The 17,511-nt window shown below is 57.4% G+C and carries 15 protein-coding genes and 1 pseudogene; 10 read left to right on the top strand and 6 right to left on the bottom strand.

Features of this window, described 5'->3' with window-relative positions; all coding sequences use genetic code 11:
- Together PCS43_RS20920 and PCS43_RS20915 are read left to right on the top strand one after the other, a co-directional pair.
- The coding region (locus PCS43_RS20920) for a hypothetical protein (protein WP_270923093.1) at nt 1-201 on the top strand (201 nt) is incomplete at its 5' end.
- Between the two features lie 242 nt (nt 202-443).
- Nucleotides 444-2,450: a cutinase family protein gene (locus PCS43_RS20915; RefSeq protein ID WP_082893275.1), complete on the top strand. Its 2,007-nt coding sequence runs from the start codon at nt 444-446 to the stop codon at nt 2,448-2,450.
- A 60-nt stretch (nt 2,451-2,510) separates the two neighbouring features.
- Here the strand turns inward: PCS43_RS20915 and PCS43_RS20910 are convergent, their stop codons facing one another.
- Nucleotides 2,511-2,684 (bottom strand): type II toxin-antitoxin system HicB family antitoxin, encoded by a 174-nt coding sequence (locus tag PCS43_RS20910; protein WP_231915150.1) that lies wholly within the window; start codon nt 2,682-2,684, stop codon nt 2,511-2,513.
- Between the two features lie 906 nt (nt 2,685-3,590).
- On the opposite strand from PCS43_RS20910, the gene PCS43_RS20905 reads away from it, so the two are divergent.
- Complete coding sequence (locus tag PCS43_RS20905; RefSeq protein WP_231915151.1) at nt 3,591-4,184, top strand: hypothetical protein; 594 nt, start codon at nt 3,591-3,593, stop codon at nt 4,182-4,184.
- Between the two features lie 664 nt (nt 4,185-4,848).
- Here the strand turns inward: PCS43_RS20905 and PCS43_RS20900 are convergent.
- Nucleotides 4,849-5,337, bottom strand: coding sequence for a hypothetical protein (locus tag PCS43_RS20900; RefSeq protein ID WP_269454958.1), 489 nt, complete (start codon nt 5,335-5,337; stop codon nt 4,849-4,851).
- A 660-nt stretch (nt 5,338-5,997) separates the two neighbouring features.
- Here PCS43_RS20900 and PCS43_RS20895 point away from each other — a divergent pair.
- From PCS43_RS20895 to PCS43_RS20885, 3 genes and pseudogenes are all read left to right on the top strand, one after another.
- Nucleotides 5,998-6,180, top strand: a pseudogene (locus tag PCS43_RS20895) (IS1380 family transposase); the annotation flags it as partial.
- A 319-nt stretch (nt 6,181-6,499) separates the two neighbouring features.
- On the top strand, nt 6,500-9,613 hold the full coding sequence (locus PCS43_RS20890; protein WP_064075106.1) for a BPTD_3080 family restriction endonuclease: 3,114 nt from the start codon (nt 6,500-6,502) through the stop codon (nt 9,611-9,613).
- A 16-nt stretch (nt 9,614-9,629) separates the two neighbouring features.
- Entirely contained in the window at nt 9,630-12,365 is a 2,736-nt protein-coding gene (locus PCS43_RS20885; RefSeq protein ID WP_064075107.1) for a site-specific DNA-methyltransferase, read from the top strand.
- Nucleotides 12,366-12,670: 305 nt separating this feature from the next.
- Here the strand turns inward: PCS43_RS20885 and PCS43_RS20880 are convergent, their stop codons facing one another.
- Nucleotides 12,671-12,955 (bottom strand): hypothetical protein, encoded by a 285-nt coding sequence (locus PCS43_RS20880; RefSeq protein WP_064075108.1) that lies wholly within the window; start codon nt 12,953-12,955, stop codon nt 12,671-12,673.
- Nucleotides 12,956-13,475: 520 nt separating this feature from the next.
- On the opposite strand from PCS43_RS20880, the gene PCS43_RS20875 reads away from it, so the two are divergent.
- Both PCS43_RS20875 and PCS43_RS20870 read left to right on the top strand, forming a co-directional pair.
- Nucleotides 13,476-13,715 (top strand): transposase, encoded by a 240-nt coding sequence (locus tag PCS43_RS20875; RefSeq protein ID WP_054802206.1) that lies wholly within the window; start codon nt 13,476-13,478, stop codon nt 13,713-13,715.
- Nucleotides 13,684-14,939 (top strand): IS3 family transposase gene (locus PCS43_RS20870; RefSeq protein WP_156525072.1). Its coding sequence is split into 2 segments (ribosomal slippage): nt 13,684-13,957 and nt 13,957-14,939, totalling 1,257 coding nucleotides; the frame shifts between segments, so codons are not numbered across the junction. The genes PCS43_RS20875 and PCS43_RS20870 overlap by 32 nt, the downstream gene beginning before the upstream one ends.
- A 38-nt stretch (nt 14,940-14,977) precedes the next feature.
- On the opposite strand, the gene PCS43_RS20865 is transcribed toward PCS43_RS20870, so the two are convergent.
- Nucleotides 14,978-15,274 carry a hypothetical protein gene (locus PCS43_RS20865; protein WP_270923092.1) on the bottom strand — a complete coding sequence of 99 codons (297 nt, stop codon included), beginning with the start codon at nt 15,272-15,274 and terminating at the stop codon, nt 14,978-14,980.
- A 417-nt stretch (nt 15,275-15,691) separates the two neighbouring features.
- On the opposite strand from PCS43_RS20865, the gene PCS43_RS20860 reads away from it, so the two are divergent.
- Both PCS43_RS20860 and PCS43_RS20855 read left to right on the top strand, forming a co-directional pair.
- Nucleotides 15,692-15,925 (top strand): hypothetical protein, encoded by a 234-nt coding sequence (locus tag PCS43_RS20860; RefSeq protein ID WP_064075111.1) that lies wholly within the window; start codon nt 15,692-15,694, stop codon nt 15,923-15,925.
- A 32-nt stretch (nt 15,926-15,957) separates the two neighbouring features.
- Nucleotides 15,958-16,155 (top strand): hypothetical protein, encoded by a 198-nt coding sequence (locus tag PCS43_RS20855; RefSeq protein ID WP_270923091.1) that lies wholly within the window; start codon nt 15,958-15,960, stop codon nt 16,153-16,155.
- Nucleotides 16,156-16,446: 291 nt separating this feature from the next.
- Here the strand turns inward: PCS43_RS20855 and PCS43_RS20850 are convergent, their stop codons facing one another.
- On the bottom strand, nt 16,447-16,689 hold the full coding sequence (locus PCS43_RS20850; protein ID WP_197486236.1) for a hypothetical protein: 243 nt from the start codon (nt 16,687-16,689) through the stop codon (nt 16,447-16,449).
- Between the two features lie 37 nt (nt 16,690-16,726).
- Nucleotides 16,727-17,350, bottom strand: a complete 624-nt coding sequence (locus PCS43_RS20845) for a hypothetical protein (RefSeq protein WP_156525129.1) — start codon at nt 17,348-17,350, stop codon at nt 16,727-16,729.
- Between the last annotated feature and the right edge of the window lie 161 nt (nt 17,351-17,511).

Raw genomic sequence — 17,511 nt, 5'->3', positions numbered from 1 at the left:
TTTCAGATCATTCCCGGGAAGGTGCGCCCACTCACGCCGCCTCGCCGAGAACCATCCACAGGTTCTGATCATTGCTCTCCGGTGATCAGGGCAACGATCAAGGTAAGCGAACTCAGGATAATCTGGGCGATCGGCACGGCACCGAGTCTTCCACAACTGACCTGCGCGTCGATTCTTACCGCCACCCAGATCCGGCATTAGTGGCCAACACCCCGGACGCCAACGTTCAAGCCTGCGATGAACGGCGGGATCGAGCGCGAGATCGGCCGAAGTTAGTCCCTCCGACAGTCGCGGAGCAGGATGTCCGTCCACCTCCCTCGACTGGACACTGCCGCCACACACCGGCCCACCAGCAAAGTTATCCACAGTGACTTTGCCGTCCGCACCCACTGCCGTAAACACTGAACGCAATATCATCCCGGCAGAAACGGACACCACCTCACATGTCGACCGCACCAACATCATTCGGCCGTCGACCTACCAGAAAGACGGATTCGAGCCGACGCGCACTAGCGCTCGGGCTCGCCGTGTCGACGCTCGGTGCCGGGACTTTGGCGCTCACTGTTCCCTCACTCGCATCCGCGACGACGCCGGGGTGCACCGACGTCCTTGCAGTGATGACCCCTGGGACGTGGGAAACGACGTCCGACGCCGATCCCAGCGTTCCTGTCGGAATGCTCGCAGCGGTGGGTAATTCTCTGAAGACGAAGTACAACAACAAAGTTGAGATCTTCTACACCCCGTACTCTGCTTCGGCGTTCGATCAGGGGAAAACTTACGGCGACAGCAAGGCATCGGCCATCGACGCCATCAACGACAAAGTCAGCACTGTCGCCGCGAACTGTCCTCAGACGAAATTCATCTTCTCCGGCTACTCCCAAGGCGCGGATGCCGCCGGAGACATCGCATCCGCCGTCGGAAATGGGAAAGGCTCGATCAGCGCCGACAAGGTCCTCGCCGTCGGTCTGCTCGCGGACCCTGGCCGAGGAACTGAAGGTGAATCCGTCGTCGGACCATCCGTCGCCGGGACCGGAATTGCCGACCCGCGCCCCCAGGGAATGGGCATGCTCAGAGGGCGGGTCGCGACGATCTGCGACCCGCAAGACCTCTACTGCTCCATCGACAAAGGACGCAACAGCATTCTCGGGGCGCTCGGAACCGTTCTGAGTAAGTCGCCGGGCGCATCCACCGACTCCACAGTCGTCGGCGGCGGCTCACGTCTGGCGACCGCCCTGACGTCCGATTTCTCCCACGCCAACCTGAGCGGCATCGGCGACGACGTTGCCGACCTGACAGCAGCGCTCAACCCTCCCGCGCGGCAATCGGTCAACGTCTCCAGCGTCGCCCACAGCGCGACAGCACTGCTGGGCACTTTGAGCCCGCTGGCGGAGCTTCTCACTTCCGCGGCTGCGAACCCAGCATCGACGAGCCGACTCGCCGCCGCCCCGGCAGGTACTTCGGAGAACGCGGCTAACCAGGTACTCGCAGACGCCCAGGCTTCGGATCTGTCGGGCGCGTTGTCAAACGTAAACAGGATCGCGTCCGTTGCAACGCAATTGATCGACACAGGGAACACATCCCTGGCGACAAGTTCACCGGAAGCTGGCACGCTCGCCGGCACCGCCACGGCACTAAACAACCAGGTAGCACCCTTGGCCACCACCCCACCGGATGTCCTCGGCCAGGCATCGAGCGTGCTGGCAGTTCTCAAGCCGCGGGTCGTGGTCGATCAAGTTCTCAACATCGCAACCGGTATCACCTCCATCAACTACCCAGCGATTCTGAATGATCTCGCGATGCTGCCGCAGAGAGTGACGGCTCTCGACGTCGCCGGAGCCCACCAGATCGCAGGCGATCTCAACAACCAGTTCGCACCACTGGTGAAAATGGCCGCCGACGTCGACCTCGCATGGATTTCGCAGATCCTTTCCGCCATCCCGGACGCGACCGGCACCGCGCAAATCGCGGCAATCGTCTGCAACATCCTCTCCAGGATCGATATCATCGCGACCGCCAACAGTGTCGGACAGATCCAAGAAATCGCCTGGCAGGTTCTCGAAGGAAACCCGGCCGCGCTCGCCGGACTGTTACCAATCGGACTCGACCTCGCCTCCGCCGCAACAACAATGCTCACCGGGACAGCGAGCAAGACCGAGGCATCACTACTGGGCAAAGAAAGTTCCCCATCCGTCTCGCCCACGCAGATCAGCCGCCAAACCCAGAACATGGACTTGAGCGGGCTGACCAGTTCCCTGACCGCGATGGCCGGAACGCAAGACACGGAAGACTTGGCAACCCTCGTCGGCCAAGGACTCAACGCCGCCACGTTCGTCGCCTCCGGCGCACACACCAACTACACACAACTCACCGTCGACAACACCGGCCGCAACGCAATCCAATGGCTCACCGACTGGTTCGCACTCCAAATCCAGCAAACCGCATACCGTTAGGGCCGAAAATGGGCCACTTTCCAGCCGCCGTCGACGATAACTTTCCCATCCCAACGCCAATCAGGCAGAAGCGAGACGTTCGGAGACCAACGCGTTAAGCGACACACCTTCCTCAGCAGCGTCACAGGCAAGCTTGCGATGCAAAGTCGGCGTGATCCGCACCTGAAACTTTCCCGAATATCCACGCTCACTGAGCGGTTCGGGGATCCGCTCACTGGTCGGAGTTGCGATCACGCCGGACGGCAACTACTCACGCGCCGACAACCTCATCTGGATGCTCGGCGCCTATCTCGAGAAGAAGAACAAGGAATCGAACGTGGAGTACATCCACGAATGAGGACGTCGGCCGGCGGTCAGTCACACGGATCTGACAGATGACGACACGATCTTGTACGCCGAGAACTACAGTTCCTTTCCCGACTCACGGATTCCTTCGAAGTGTGTGGAACCCCGCACTGAATCAGGGAAAACGTGTCCACATTTGGGCGATGCAGATGTGATGGCTGATGAGATCGCGGCAGCTTCCCCGGCCTGGATGACGTAGTCAGAACCGAATCTTCAATGCGTCCATCGGCTCCCATAGGTTCTCAGTCGCAGGTATCGCATGTGCCGTTGAGGGGCGTGGAGACAAAGCAGGTCGGGCACAGCGGCCCGGTGGGGCCGGCGGAGCCTCGTGCCTGCGATTCGCGTTCGGCGGAGGCCGTTCTGCTCACACAGTCCCGGCAGGGAGGCACATCTCGCATCTGTTCTTCGGTAGCCAATTGTGGTGAACCAAGAACCGTGTCGCCATCGAATGTGAAATGTCCGCAGTCCACGTCATGCCGCTTTCGTGGCGCGTGGCCTGTCGCCACCCCGTTCATATCAACCGGCGGCACAACGTACCTGATCTCTGGATGACCGATCATGTCCATATCGACGCCTTTCGCGCGGGTTTTGCCCCACGCAGGTTAACCCGAAAAGTTGAGAGCGATCGCTTACCCTCAGACCGACACCGTCGTTGGCCCGATTCGATTCTTGTCCGTAGAGGTTCTTTTCCGCCCCTTTCCGAGCGCCACCGTCACCGACGCCTGCTGCACCACGGCACCCGGCCTAGCAGCGAATCTCAAGTCGACGCTGCCCGGCAAACGAGAATGAGGACGAATGACCGTAAAAGCTCCGATGTGGAAATCTCAATCGACCATCACCATTCCGTGGAAGGGCAACGCCGAGATAACCGTCACGGAATTGCTGTCAACGACGCTTGATGCCGCTCGTTCCGTCCTCATCGACGTCGCGAAAAGCGTTAACAAGATCACGTACGGGGAGCTCGCAAAGCATTCAGGAACCGGATATCCAGCGCAGTCGATGGGCAAAGTTTTGGACGTGCTCAGCCTGGACTGCAGCGACAGAGGTAGCTCTCCTGCGGCAAACACGACACTCGCACGAGGTCAGGAAGTTGTCGTCAGCGCCAACGGAATGAAGAAGAACTCCGCCGGAAGGGCGCTCCTGGCGTCCGATCCCGTCCTGGTCGGCGAATTCACCACTGACGATCAAGGTTCCGCAGTGGTTTCCTTCCATGTTCCTTCCGACGCCCACGACGGGGATCATCGGATCATCCTCGAGACGGACGGAGGAGACCACCTCGAGGTCAACGTGCTCGTGTCCGATACGCAGGATTCCGCGCCGCAAATAATTGGCATCTCAGCTGCTGAATCCAATAGTGGTGGAGGTGGCGGGGGGAAACCCCGGCGATAACGACGGCGGCTCGAACACCGCCGGAAGCTCCGGTTCGACCAGTTCGGGAAGTCCCTTCGGCAGCTAACCAGTAGTTGCGCTCTCCGGATCCGTAAGAGGAGGCCCTTGCCATGGCAGGGGCCTCCTTCTGGAGGGTAGTCACTGCCTCACGATGCCGAAACACATCCTGGTATAGCGAACGCCTAACTCCGAGCAGCCATCGACCGGAATTCCACCGCAGCTGCACAGTACGAGAAAATGTTTATAACCAGCCTTAGCCTCAACAACCAACCCATCCCTTGCTGGTGACACGATGCTGGCGGGCATTGCTCTGGCCTGATGTGGATCACCGCCACAAGAACGTCGCCTAATTAACGTCGAAAACGCCATGCCATGCAGCAATCCGACATAGATTCTCGACACGAGTTCTCGACAGATCCGAACAGATCTGAACTGCACGAATGCAATAGCTACTCAAGCGTCGAATACCGATCGATTTTCGACTGGTGGTAGCGGATTCTGATTCCTTCGCAATCAACAATCCACAACGAGGCAAAGCGCAATCGCTGGGATAATCGAGGTGCAGCCGCCACTGGTAGAGAGCACCGTTTCCACAGTTGATCTTCATCTCGACTCAAGCTGTTATAAACAGCCTTCGTCGGTACTTCACAGGATCACGGACAAGCTAACTCTTACCCTTGCTCTTACGAGCCGTCTTTCGAAGGAAATCAAGTGGTCGGCCGTCCGTTGTGTGCCATGCGATCCAGCCGTTGCTTGAACTTCCGGTAGCTGCCACCGCTGCACCGGATGGTGACGGATACCGCCTGTTTTGGAACCGCAACGCACCGTCAGGCTCGACTGTGGCCTGGTGAGTGACGCCTTTCCGTGGCTGAGGCAGCTGGAGCAGCTGTCCGCCCTTGAGTAACCCGAGTTCGAGGAGGAGGTGCATATCTTCGTCGTAGTACGCCTTCTCCGTCATCTGATTAGATCTGGCTTGTGAAGGTCGTGCAGGCGGAGGGCGTGTATCGGCCGACGCAGAACCAGATCTCCCGTGTCGGCCGGAACCGATAATCGGCGCATTCGTGGTTGTGCAGCTGGGGCCCTGAGATGCAGAGGGTTCCCTCTCAATGGTCGTGTCGAAGATCGTTACCCCACAGAGCGCCAAGAAGACCATGGCTTCTCTTGTGAAGGCATCGACCTCGTCTCGCACAGCCGCCCGAACTGGCTTAGGCGGAGTGGGATACGTTTCGACAACTTCGACCTGCCCATGGCGACGAGCTGCCTGGATGAGACGTAAGGCTACTTGGCGGGCGAATACCTGAGGAAAGTCGGACTCTCGGCCGAGCACGAACATATGGGTCCACAGTTGATCTGAGGCGAAGGCACCCAGTTGGGCTACAGCTGGGCTGGCATGTGTGAGACGCACACGGAGTCTGCCGTTTTCGGCCGGACCCAGCATCACGACGGTGCTGATTCGGTTCAGCTCCTCGTCGAGCTCTCGCGCAATGTCAGCTTCAGACGAGGGAATTACGAGGAGATACCCGTCCCAGCCGGCACGGCTAACAACCCGAATACCGTGAGGATCTCCATTCCACAAGTGAACCTGAATAGTGCATCCCCGAGAGCGACTTCGCATGGCCGTTTACCTTAGTCGTGATCGTTGAGCTGATCGGGATCGGCAGTCCTGCTTGAACCCGATATGCAGCCGTTAACCTCGCGCTTTCACGGTGAGTGCTTCGAAATCCTGAGTCGGACATAAAGAAAGGCGACCCGACCTGGAAGAATGCGGAATATTGAGGCCCGTATTCATCCGAACAGAAGGATCACCTTTCAGGTGCACAAGTCTACTTCCTGCTACCCGAAACTCTCCATCGACACCACCGGCAACGCCCTCGTGTCGCACGGCGGAGCCATCACCCTGATCCGCACCACCGAAAAAACCGGCCTGACCACAGCTTTGTCCGAAGCTTTGTCGCCGTGGCGCAAACCCAGCACCCACCACGACTCAGGCATCATTCGGCACAGAGCAGGGGCAGATCGGAGCCAATGTAAAGATTGCCGACGATTTTGCTGACTACTTCCACCGGAATGGCGAGATCACGGAGGTCATCAGAAAGTATCGAGGCCCACCCATCTCTGACCCGAAAAAGCCGAGTATCCGAGCTCTGGCTACTCAAAGTACCGAGTGTTCAAATGTTTCAACTGGCGACCCGGTAGCGTCTCTTGTACTGGAGGTTCATCGTCCACCAGCGGTAAGGACTGCGTCACACTGGCGCAGCGAGGGAGGAGTTCGCGGCAGTGCGAAAGAGCGTGGAACGACAGATTTGCAGCCTACGATGAGTGGGACAATCGCTCAGCCGATCCTCAACAACCCGTACGAGATCCCGAGCAGGCACCACGAACTCGGTCAGCAAGGCCCAACCGGCACAATCGTTGATGGACGCAGACCTTCGGAATCGTTCGTTCCGATTGCCAAGGCGAAGAAGGGTTCCACGCCCGCAGCGGCGATGTCAGTCCCTGCCGCTGAGCAGCAGTCTCTCGATCTCGACATCACGCGCGAACGCCGTGAAACCAACGATCTGATCAACTCTTTGCGCCGCGAAGTGGGATTATGGCGGATGCGTGGCTATCCGACCGTCACGCCATACACTCGCAAACTCCTCGAACACTGGTCCAACCCGGACAAAGAGAACCGCGTGCTTTTCGCCCAACGAGAGGCCGCCGAGACAGCGATCTACCTCGCTGAGGTCGCGGGCCGAGCAGGCAATACCGACTGGCGTACTCGCATGGATGCGATCAACGCAGAGCACAACCAGGATCTGCCACGAATCGCACTCAAGATGGCGACCGGTGCCGGCAAGACTGTTGTCATGGGCATGCTCATCGCCTGGAACACCATCAACAAAGTGCATTCGCCTCGCGACGGACGCTTCTCCAAACGGTTCCTGATTGTGGCGCCAGGCGTTACGATCCGTGATCGGTTGCAGGTACTGCAACCCTCAGTTCCGGACAATTACTACGACGAACGCGATCTTGTCCCGCCTGACCTGCAGCATGCCCTCGGACAAGCTGAAATCAAGATCATCAATTACCATCAATTACAGCTTCGTTTAGTCAATGAAGCCAAGGGGATTGCCAAAAACACTCGAACACTGCTCAACGTCGGTAAGTCCGTCGACCCGTTCACCGAAACCCCAGAGCAGATGGTCTCGCGTGTGCTGCGTGGCTTCACAGGTAAAGGAAAGCTTTCTGAAATCGTCGTGTTCAACGACGAGGCACACCATTGCTACGTAGATCGCGCCACCGATGAGGCCGCGGCCGAGGTGAAAAAACTTTCCACGATCGAGAAGACTGAGGTGAAGGAAGCCACCGAAGCGGCTCGAATGTGGTTTCGCGGCTTGCACTCGATTGCTAAAAAAGTTGGCATCAAGACGGTCTATGACCTGTCCGCCACACCGTTTTACCTAACCGGATCCGGGTGGCCGGAAGGATTCATCTTCCCATGGGTTGCGTCTGACTTTTCCTTGATGGATGCCATCGAATCGGGTCTTGTCAAGGTGCCGCGCACCCCCGTCAACGACGACGCTGCCAGCGCTACTGTGGCGTATCTGAACCTGTGGGACAACATCGATCCGAAGCTACCCGCCAGGAATACTGACAAGGCAATTAACCCGGATACTTGGATGCCGCCACCGGTGGTCCAAGGTGCGCTCGAGTCGCTGTACGCGGACTATGAGAAGGCATACGCGCTCTGGGAAGAACAACTCCGCGACCTCGGTGAACCGCCCCCAGTCTTCATCGTAGTGTGCTCGAACACCTTGGTCTCGAAGCTGGTTTACCAGTGGGTCGCCGGCGTAATTTCCCTTGCCGACGACGAGGACGGCCGCGACCATTACAAGTCGGGCAACCTGCCGCTGTTCGCGAATGGGATTGGTGATCGACCCCATGCACGGCCGCTTTCACTGCTTATCGACTCGAAAGCCATCGAGTCCGGCGAATCATTCACCAGCGATTTCGCACAGACCGCGGCCGCAGAGATCGAGGCCTTCAAAGCTGACTATCGCATCCGCTACCCAGGTGCAGATGCCGACTCGATCACCAATGAGGATCTGCTACGCGAAGTGCTTAACACCGTCGGCAAGCGCGGCAAGCTCGGTGCCGACGTTCGCTGCGTGGTTTCGGTATCGATGCTTACCGAGGGATGGGACGCCAACAACGTCACCCATATCCTCGGTATCCGTGCGTTCCGCTCCCAACTTCTGTGTGAGCAAGTGGTGGGCCGAGGCTTGCGCCGTCGTTCCTATGCACTCAACGACCAAGGGATGTTCGATCCCGAGTACGCCAACGTTTACGGAATCCCGTTCGCATTCATTCCCTCTGATGGCACCGTCGTAGACACACCACCGTCCCCTCCCGCTGTCGAGGTTTACACAAAAGTTGAGCGGGAAAGCATGAAGATCGTGTTTCCGCATGTACAGGGCTACCGGATCGAACAGCCGGACCTGCCGCCGACAATCGACATCACGACCGCCCGCAACTACCTGCTGTCTGCATCTAATGTTCCTACCTGGACCGAAACCTCCGGGCTGGTAGGAGAATCGGTCGTCATCGAAGGAAGGAACATGCGCGGCATCCGTGAACAAACGGTCGCATACAAACTTGCTGAAACTCTGATCGCCCGTCAACTGACGGCAGACGACAACTCCCGCCGACCATGGTTGTTCGGTGACATATCCAAGCTCTGCCGAACTTGGCTACGCGAGTGCGTCACCATCGAAGCTGGCCGCCACATCGGTGAAATCATGCAAACCACCGAACGTCTCGTCGAGGCCTCCGAGTACATCTACCAAGCACTCACCGAACAAGACGAAGAGAAGCGCATCACCTGGCTTCGCCCCGTACTGCGGGAGTTTCGGCCAATCGGTTCCACCGACAACGTGTACTTTCAGACCCGTAAACCCGTGATCGACACTGAGCGATCACCGATCTCCCACGTGGTCCTAGACCCAGCACGCGCAGGCGGTGTCAACCAGTGGGAGAAAACCATTGCCGAGACACTTGAGGACATGGCTGAGCTGGTGGCGTCATACGTGAAAAACGACCACCTTGGGTTCACAATCCCTTACGTCCATAAAGGCAAGGCAGCCGAGTACCACCCGGACTTTCTCGTGAAGCTGGTCGAACGCGACGGCGACCCGCACACTCGAACCCTCATCGTCGAAGTTTCCGGAGGTCAGAAGCCCGCCGGCCCGACGTTGGCCAAGGCGGAAACGGCACGTAACACCTGGATCCCCGCGGTTAACAATCACGGTGGACTCGGCAGATGGGGCTATGTCGAGATTCGATCCATGAGCGGCGCGCGTCATGCGCTTACCGAAGCGATCCGACACCTCAACAACGATCTTCCGATCCCCGCAGACCTGTCAACACCCGACCAGCTAACCCTCTGAAACGGAGCCCCCGAGAATGAACGCACGCAAGGCTTCCGTACCCAAAGGCCCAACACCGGTCGAACGGATTGAACATGGCGACAAGCGCACCAATCTGCCCACGGCAGACGCTCACGCATTCGTGACACCCGAGATCGAAGCACCGAGGGTAGTGCTTTATCCCCGTGACACATCACTGGATCCTCAACTGGTGTGGAAGGGCAAAGACGCCCAAGATGCCCAAGACCTCAAAGTCGACGCCCCGCCGATCTTCATCCAGGAGAAGATCGACCCCCGAGTGCTGATCGAAAATCTCCGTAAAACTGCCAAGGCTGACGAACTCGAACCCGAGATAGCCATGTTCGATGTATTCGATGGACTCGACGAATACGACTCCGTCGACTTTTACCGCCACTCGGCCAACTGGTCAAACCGGATGATCTTGGGCGATTCACTGCAGGTCATGGGATCACTTGCTGAACGAGAGAGCCTTCGCGGACAAGTTCAAATGGTCTATCTCGATCCTCCTTATGGAATCAAGTTCGGATCCAACTTCCAAACTGCTGCGAGTGATCGCACTGTCAAAGATGGCAAGATCGAGCACATTACTCGCGATGTCGAGATGATCAAGGCGTTTCGCGACACCTGGGAATATGGCATCAATTCATACCTCGCCTACCTGCGAGACAGACTGGTCGCCGCACACGATCTCCTCGCAGCCTCCGGATCAATATTTGTGCAGATCAGCGAGGAGAACCTGCACCTTGTCCGCAGCCTGCTTGATGAGGTTTTCGGAGCCGAGAACTACTATTCGACGATCGTCGTTCAGAAGACAACAGGTGCAGGAAGTCCTGGAGAACTAAAAAGCATTCCGAGCGTCGTCGACTATGTGCTCTGGTATGCAAAGAGCAAAGATCGAGTCAAGTATCGCGCGCTATGGAAAGAGAAAAAAGCAGGGCAAGAAGGGGGAAGCCTCTACACCAGCGTGAGATTGGCGGACGGGACAACTCGGCCACTCTTGAAAGAGGAAAAGCGCGGCCAACCAGTACCAGATGGCGCACGTATCTTCGGCGTAGACAACCTGACGTCGACTTCTGGAGTCGATAAGACTCGTTACCCCGTGACCGTGAACGGCCGAACGTACCGTCCCCATCCCGGGGTCTGGAAGACCAGTGAAGAAGGTATGCAGCGACTACTTCTCGCTGAGCGCGTACATGCGGGCAGCGGAAAGAACCTGGGCTACATTCGCTACCTTGACGACTTTCCCGCCTATCCGCTGGTCAATGTCTGGACCGATACCGTTGGCCAGAACCAGTTCGGTGGCGACAAGGTCTACGTCGTCCAGACCGCGAACAAAGTGATCGAACGCTGTATTCTTATGAGCACTGATCCTGGTGACTTGGTTCTGGACCCTACCTGCGGGTCGGGGACCACAGCCACGGTTGCTGAGCAGTATGGACGCCGCTGGATAACAATTGACACCTCACGAGTAGCAATTGCACTTGCACGTCAACGGCTGATGGCGTCAAAGTATCCGTACTACATTCTCGCGGACTCGGACGCGGGTCGCCGCAAAGAGTGGGAGCTATCCGCGCACCCGGCATCAAGCGGTCTTGCAACCAACGATATCCGTCACGGATTCGTATACGCACGGGTTCCTCATGTGATGCTTCGTTCTATAGCCAATAACCCTGACGTTGTAGAGGGGATGGCTAGAGACGAGATCGATAAGGCGATATCGCGACACGCTGACCAGGAGTTGCTGTATGACCGACCTTATGAAGATCCTCGTCGAGTTCGCGTGGCGGGACGATTCACGGTCGAGTCGTTATCACCGCATCGGGCTGCTTCCTTCAACGGAGGAGAGGATACGAGCGGGGAACAGCGTGCCAGCCTGAATCAGCAGTACGAACTCGGTGATGACGTTTCCAATAATGAATCATTCGAACAGATGATTCTCTCGAATCTGTCCGCGTCAGGGATCCAAAATGGCCGAAAGTCAGAGCGTATGGAGCTTGAGGCTCTAGAACCTTACGCAGGACAGTTCGTACAGGCAGTAGCAGCGCAGAGCACCGAGTCTGGTGAGGCACCTCTGCGGGTCGGGTTGGCGATAGGTCCGCAGTATGGGACGGTTTCACCGCGGTTCGTGAAAGATGCTGCCCGCGAGGCGATCACAGCCGGCGATATCGATGTCCTCGCAGTACTCGCATTTGCATTCGATCCAGCTGCAAGCGGCGTCAAGACAGTAGACGGTGGTGGCGACCTGGAGAAGACTGACGACTTCGCGGAAGTAGCAGCCTCACGGAACCTGGGCCGGTTACCTGTCCTGTTCGTGCGAATGAATGCCGACCTGCTCATGGGTGACGAACTCAAAAAAACCGGCGCCGGGAACTTGTTCATGGTGTTCGGTGAGCCGGACATCGAACTGAACGTCGATGGTGACACCGTGGTAGTAGACCTGCTCGGCGTCGATGTCTACGACCCAAACACAGGGAAAGTTCGCACCCATGATACTTCGCAGATTGCCTTGTGGATGATCGACAGCGACTACAACTCGGAGTCATTTTTCGTCCGGCATTGCTACTTCACCGGCGGGAGCAAGCCCTATGAACAGCTGCAACGGTCACTTAAAGCTGATATTGACGCGGAGGCGTGGGATTCACTGTACTCCACGACGTCACGACCGTTCCCGAAGCCCAGTACTGGACGAATCGCAGTGAAAGTGATCAACGACTATGGCGACGAAGTCATGAAGATCTTCGAAGTCGAGTAGTACACCTAGAGAAAGTGACGGGCAGCTCCACTTTCGGTGGAGTTTCCTTATCTCTATCAGTCACCTTCGTCAGTCGCATTTCGATCTTGATCGGGTATGTCAGTTTCAGAAGACTGCTGCATTAAGTCAGAATTACTGTGCACGAACATGCACTACTGTTTCGACGAGTCGATACTAATGCCAGGCTGTTGCCTTCTCCATCGCGCGGCTTGTTCGAGGGTCCTTAATGAATGCCCGCCAATCGTGGATGGTGCGGGGCCTCCACGTTGCCAGCTCCGGGATCGGTGGATAATAGTCACGCCCGTTCAGACCGAATGGGACGGACATCCTATGAACCCAGCTTTGCTGGCATAAGTATATTTTATAGCAACCAACTGGACATTTCGGTTATAGACTGAAATATTGACCTCCAGCGAATCATCAATTTTTCCCGACGCTGCAACCAAGTCAAAGTTTACCAATAATTCGATGAAGTAACCGTCATTTTCGTAGACAGCAAATAAATCTTCTAATTCGATACCCAACCTATCTTCTAGTGCGTCCATTCGTTCAATGCGATCTGTTAGTTCAATGCTGATATCTTTTGCCATTGCAATCTCTCCATTCAGCGTTGGTCGGGCGCAATTTTGCTATTGATGCGGACTGGAGACTTCTCCCTCACGGAAACTGCTACAGGGGTGGGCCCACGACATACATGCGGATGGCTAACCATGCAGGCAACCGCTCAAGCGGGGCCCAGGACGATCTCTGCAGTCGATCGGCTCCGATTTTCCGCTTCTCCGAACGACGTTTCATAAACGCTCTTGGTCTCAACAGGTCAACGCATCATGCAGCGTAGCGGGCGGCCCCGAGGATTCTGCTGTTCATGGGAGCGGCATAAGCGATCGGAGCCCTACATCACCAATTGACGCTCGTGGAAAGTTCACCGATCCGAGCGATCACGCTACCGGTATGAGGGTCGAGTCAGACGGCTGTTCCGTCGATCTGCCGCGGCACCAGCAGATAGCGACCTTGTGAGGGCCACTGGACGAATGGCATGACCCCAGTCAAGTGACCCGCAAGTTATGAGAATCCTTCCGCCCTGATCAAGGGCATGGAAGGCTGCAACTCATGGCTGGACGTAAACGGCACACTCCCGAACAGATCATCCGCAAACTGCGCCAAGGCGACGAACTCGCCGCCACAGGCGCCGACGTCGAGGAAATCGCCCGACAACTCGACGTCTCCGTGCCGACGCTCTACAACTGGCGCAAGCAGTACGGCGGTATGAACCGTGCCGGGTTTGATGCCGCATCCGTTTTTGTGAAGGATGCAGATCATGCCCAAGCGTTACCCGCCCGAGCAACGTGAGCGAGCCGTCAGGATGGTCCTCGATCACCTCGACGAATATCGGTCCGTCTACTCCGCATGTCAGGTGATAGGCCCGAAACTCGGTATCGGCGCCGAATCGCTGCGGAACTGGACCAAGCAAGCCCAGATTGATGCCAACCAAGTTCCCGGTGCTACGTCTGCGGAACAGCAACGCATCAAAGATCTCGAGCGTGAGAACCGAGAACTCAAGGAAGCCAACGAAATTCTGAAGTCGGCATCGATTTTCTTCGCGAGGGAACTCGACCCTCGCCGCCGCTGATAGTCCAGTTCATCGACGATATGCGTGCACAAAATTTCAGGGTCGAGTCGATTTGCCGAGTGCTCACCGCACAAGGATTCCAGGTCGCCCCACGCACGTATCGCAACTGGAAAACCGCAACACCATCTGCACGGACGATCACCGACGCCCACCTCATCGAGGAACTGCGGGCCACGATCGGCACTGCCGAAGGGCTCTACGGCCGACGAAAGATGACTGCTCACCTGCGCCGCAAAGGCCACCATGTCGCGGCCTGCACCATCGACCGCTTGATGCGCGACGAAGGACTGAACGGGGTGGTCAGAGGCCGGCAGCACCGAACTACAATTCCGGGCGGCAAGGACAGTCGGCGGGCACCCGATCTGCTCGATCGCGACTTCACCGCTGACGCTCCGAACCGCACATGGGTTACCGACTTCACCTATTGCCGAACCTGGGCTGGATTCGTCTACGTCGCATTCGTGATCGACTGCTTCTCCCGGGCAATTGTCGGCTGGCATGCCTCCACAGTGAAGGACACGGCGATGGTCACCACGGCGTTGAAGATGGCGTTGTGGCGACGCGATCACGGTGGAAATCGGGTCGGTGACGGACTGATCCATCACAGCGATGCCGGCAGTCAATACACATCAATTTCGTTCGCAGAAACGCTTGCGCTGGAAGGAATTGCAGCTTCAATTGGAAGCGTCGGCGACGCCTACGACAACGCCCTTGCGGAGTCGACAATCGGACTGTTCAAGACAGAAGCAGTTTCCAAGAGCCGTCCGTTTCTGCAAGGGGCGATCAAGACGATCGACGACATCGAATTCGCGACGATGGAATGGGTGGATTGGTTCAATGCCCGCCGCCTGCACAGCACCTTGGACTACGTCACTCCCGACGAGTTCGAGGCCACCTATTACTCTCAACTATCGATTCTCCAGCCGGAGATGTCGCCAGCATAGGAGCGGCAAGAAACCCGGCACGGTTCAGCCAGCTGTATTCACACGCGTTGATTCTCTGATAGCGAGCGGCTCACCAAATGGGGCCCTTCCACGAAGTCGTAGCCAGCCAACTCGGTCTGAACTATATCTGCGACCCACGCCGCTGCTTGAGCGAACGAAGCGTCCATCGACTGGCCATCGCCCAAACTGAAACCGCTGATGCCACGCGTTCCATTCCAGCCGATCATGACTGCATATTCGTCGCCGATGGAGAGTTCCCACACCAACAATTGAGGTTGGACGTCACGTCCGTAGCGAAAACAACGCAGGTCACGGGCAGAACACTGCTGCCTCATGGGTGAACTTTTGGGCTACGCTGTGACTCTCGGGATTGTTTGGCACATTCTTCCCTGAATTATTTGGCACGGCGGTAGCCGCCAGACACTCTCACCTTGGGATCCTCGGTCGAGTAGGAGGCGGGAGGTATCTCGGCCTTCTCACTGTGTCGGGATCCGCCAACCCGGCATCCTCAGAGCCTCCGAACAACTCCTCGACGCGGCGACTGTTGAGAAAACCACTGATCAACTGCCACAGTTCATCCGCGAACGCCGGGGCTTCTGGACCGACCAAGCGCAGCAAGAACACGAACGCATCATCATCATCGAGCGCGGCCACGATGCCGTGCTCGGCGATCGCCCCCGCATCATCGGGGTACACCCCACTCAGGAACTCCAGCCTTCGGCACCAGCATCACTGTCCAGTGGGATGTCAACATGCTGTCCACATTCGTTCTCGCACGCGAAGGCGTCGTCGAGCGTCGGTTCGAGCTCGGCCGAATTGCGGATCCGTCCGATCAGACAAGTCTTGAAGGCTATCTCGACGAGGAACTGGGACTTGACTGGGAACAATGGATGTCTGCCGGTGTGTGCCTCCAGGCCCGAATTGCAGGGGTGACGTCACTGTCCGAAATGCCGATCGAACCCATGATCACCGAAACCTGCACATAACCCCCACCACACCAGTCGGAAGAAGCTCGAAAGTGACCATCGAACGACACCAATCAGTCATCGACACCGACTATCACCAGTTCATGATCGAAGCAGGCCCGCTGCGAGAGCTGATCCACCGAAACCAGGGCGATTCAGAGGTTACGAAGATGTATCCGCTTGGGAAATCGATCTACGGAATCGAAGGGCTGTCAGGGCAGATGAATCTGTACCTGCAGTGGGATGGGTGAATCTGTACCTGCAGTGGGATGGGAAATACAAGGCCTACGCAATCCAAGGAGGGCCGCCGTGACCATCTCGGATTGACGACTGAGGACCATGAGGAACGCTCGGCCAGGGGTCTCTGGCTGGGCGTTCTTTATGAAGGTTCTACCCCTGCAAGCAATCAACGCTGAGCGCCGTTCTGCGGGTTAAGGTGTGTGTTTTGACCATCGCCACGCCGGACGATCTCGGATACAAATCCTCATAACGACGGGTACGGCCTTTGCGGACGCACTCGGGCAAAACGAGTGCTTCTGCTGCTAGTCCAGATCCCAGTCGAGATAGCCTTCGGACACTACCGGGTGGAAGGACCAGAAAGTGCTACCGTTCTCGAGGGCGGAGGCTATGTCGCCGACGAACGTGGCGAGGTTTTCCCACTGCGGTGATGAGTCGATTCCATCCTCCCCGTAGTAGAGTCCTACCGATCCGTGGGCGGCTCCAGGTCGAAGATCGACGACAAAGAGTGAGTCGGTATTGCCAGCGATCGGAATTAATCCCTTCACGAATCGCCGTTGGAAGGTGCCGGCCTCGCCTGCATCCTCATCGGGCTGATCGGACCTCGCCTGCATCCTCATCGGGCTGATCGGACCATGCCTGAAGCATCGCTTCTCGATACGTTTGCATTTCGTCGAGAGATAAGAACGGTCCGAGTGGGGTGATCATCATCCCTCTGGTCCCGTTGTGGACTGTGTAGAAATCGACGAGTTGTTCCGGCCACGTCAACGAGGTCGCGGCGGCGTACCGCACGCACAATTCTGCGGTCGAAGGAGCGAATTCAGTGTCCCAACCGGGCGTCGACGCGTCACACCAGGCACTTATCCGAGCCCACGACTCTCCCACCGACGTCGGCAGTACCACCTCGGATGGCACCGACTTCTTCCGCGAGGCCCGCGACTCTTCCATGGTGCGGCGGTAGTTTTCATCGCGGTAGCGCTGGGCTTCCATCGCAGCGTTGATGAGTTCGATCAGTTCCTCGTCTGGGAGGAGCACTGAAGTTGCCGCAGTCGACAGCTTGTAGGGGACAAACCGATCCGCTGCAATACCCAAACTGCAGTGTCGCGCACGTACGTCTGGCCGTTCCCTGTAGACCCCTCGAGCAGTGGCAATCATGTCTTTGAAGGCGGAACTTTCGTCGGGCGCAGACCCTTTGTACACCTCAGTCATGTTGTGCTCATTGTCGAACGTCGCTATCCAGGAAAACATGTGCTCCACATTTCCGAAGGGGTGAGCGCGACCGAACCAACCGGTTTCGCGCTCGTGCCTTCTTATTTGGAAGACGGGAATTGAACAGAGTCATTTAGACAGAGTCATGCGTGTTCTCGCCG

Origin of the sequence: Rhodococcus sp. C-2, assembly GCF_027854095.1 — a bacterium.
Lineage (GTDB): Bacteria > Actinomycetota > Actinomycetes > Mycobacteriales > Mycobacteriaceae > Rhodococcus_F > Rhodococcus_F qingshengii.
Note: the sequence above shows the minus strand (reverse complement) of the source record. Positions and strands in the feature narration are given on the sequence as shown.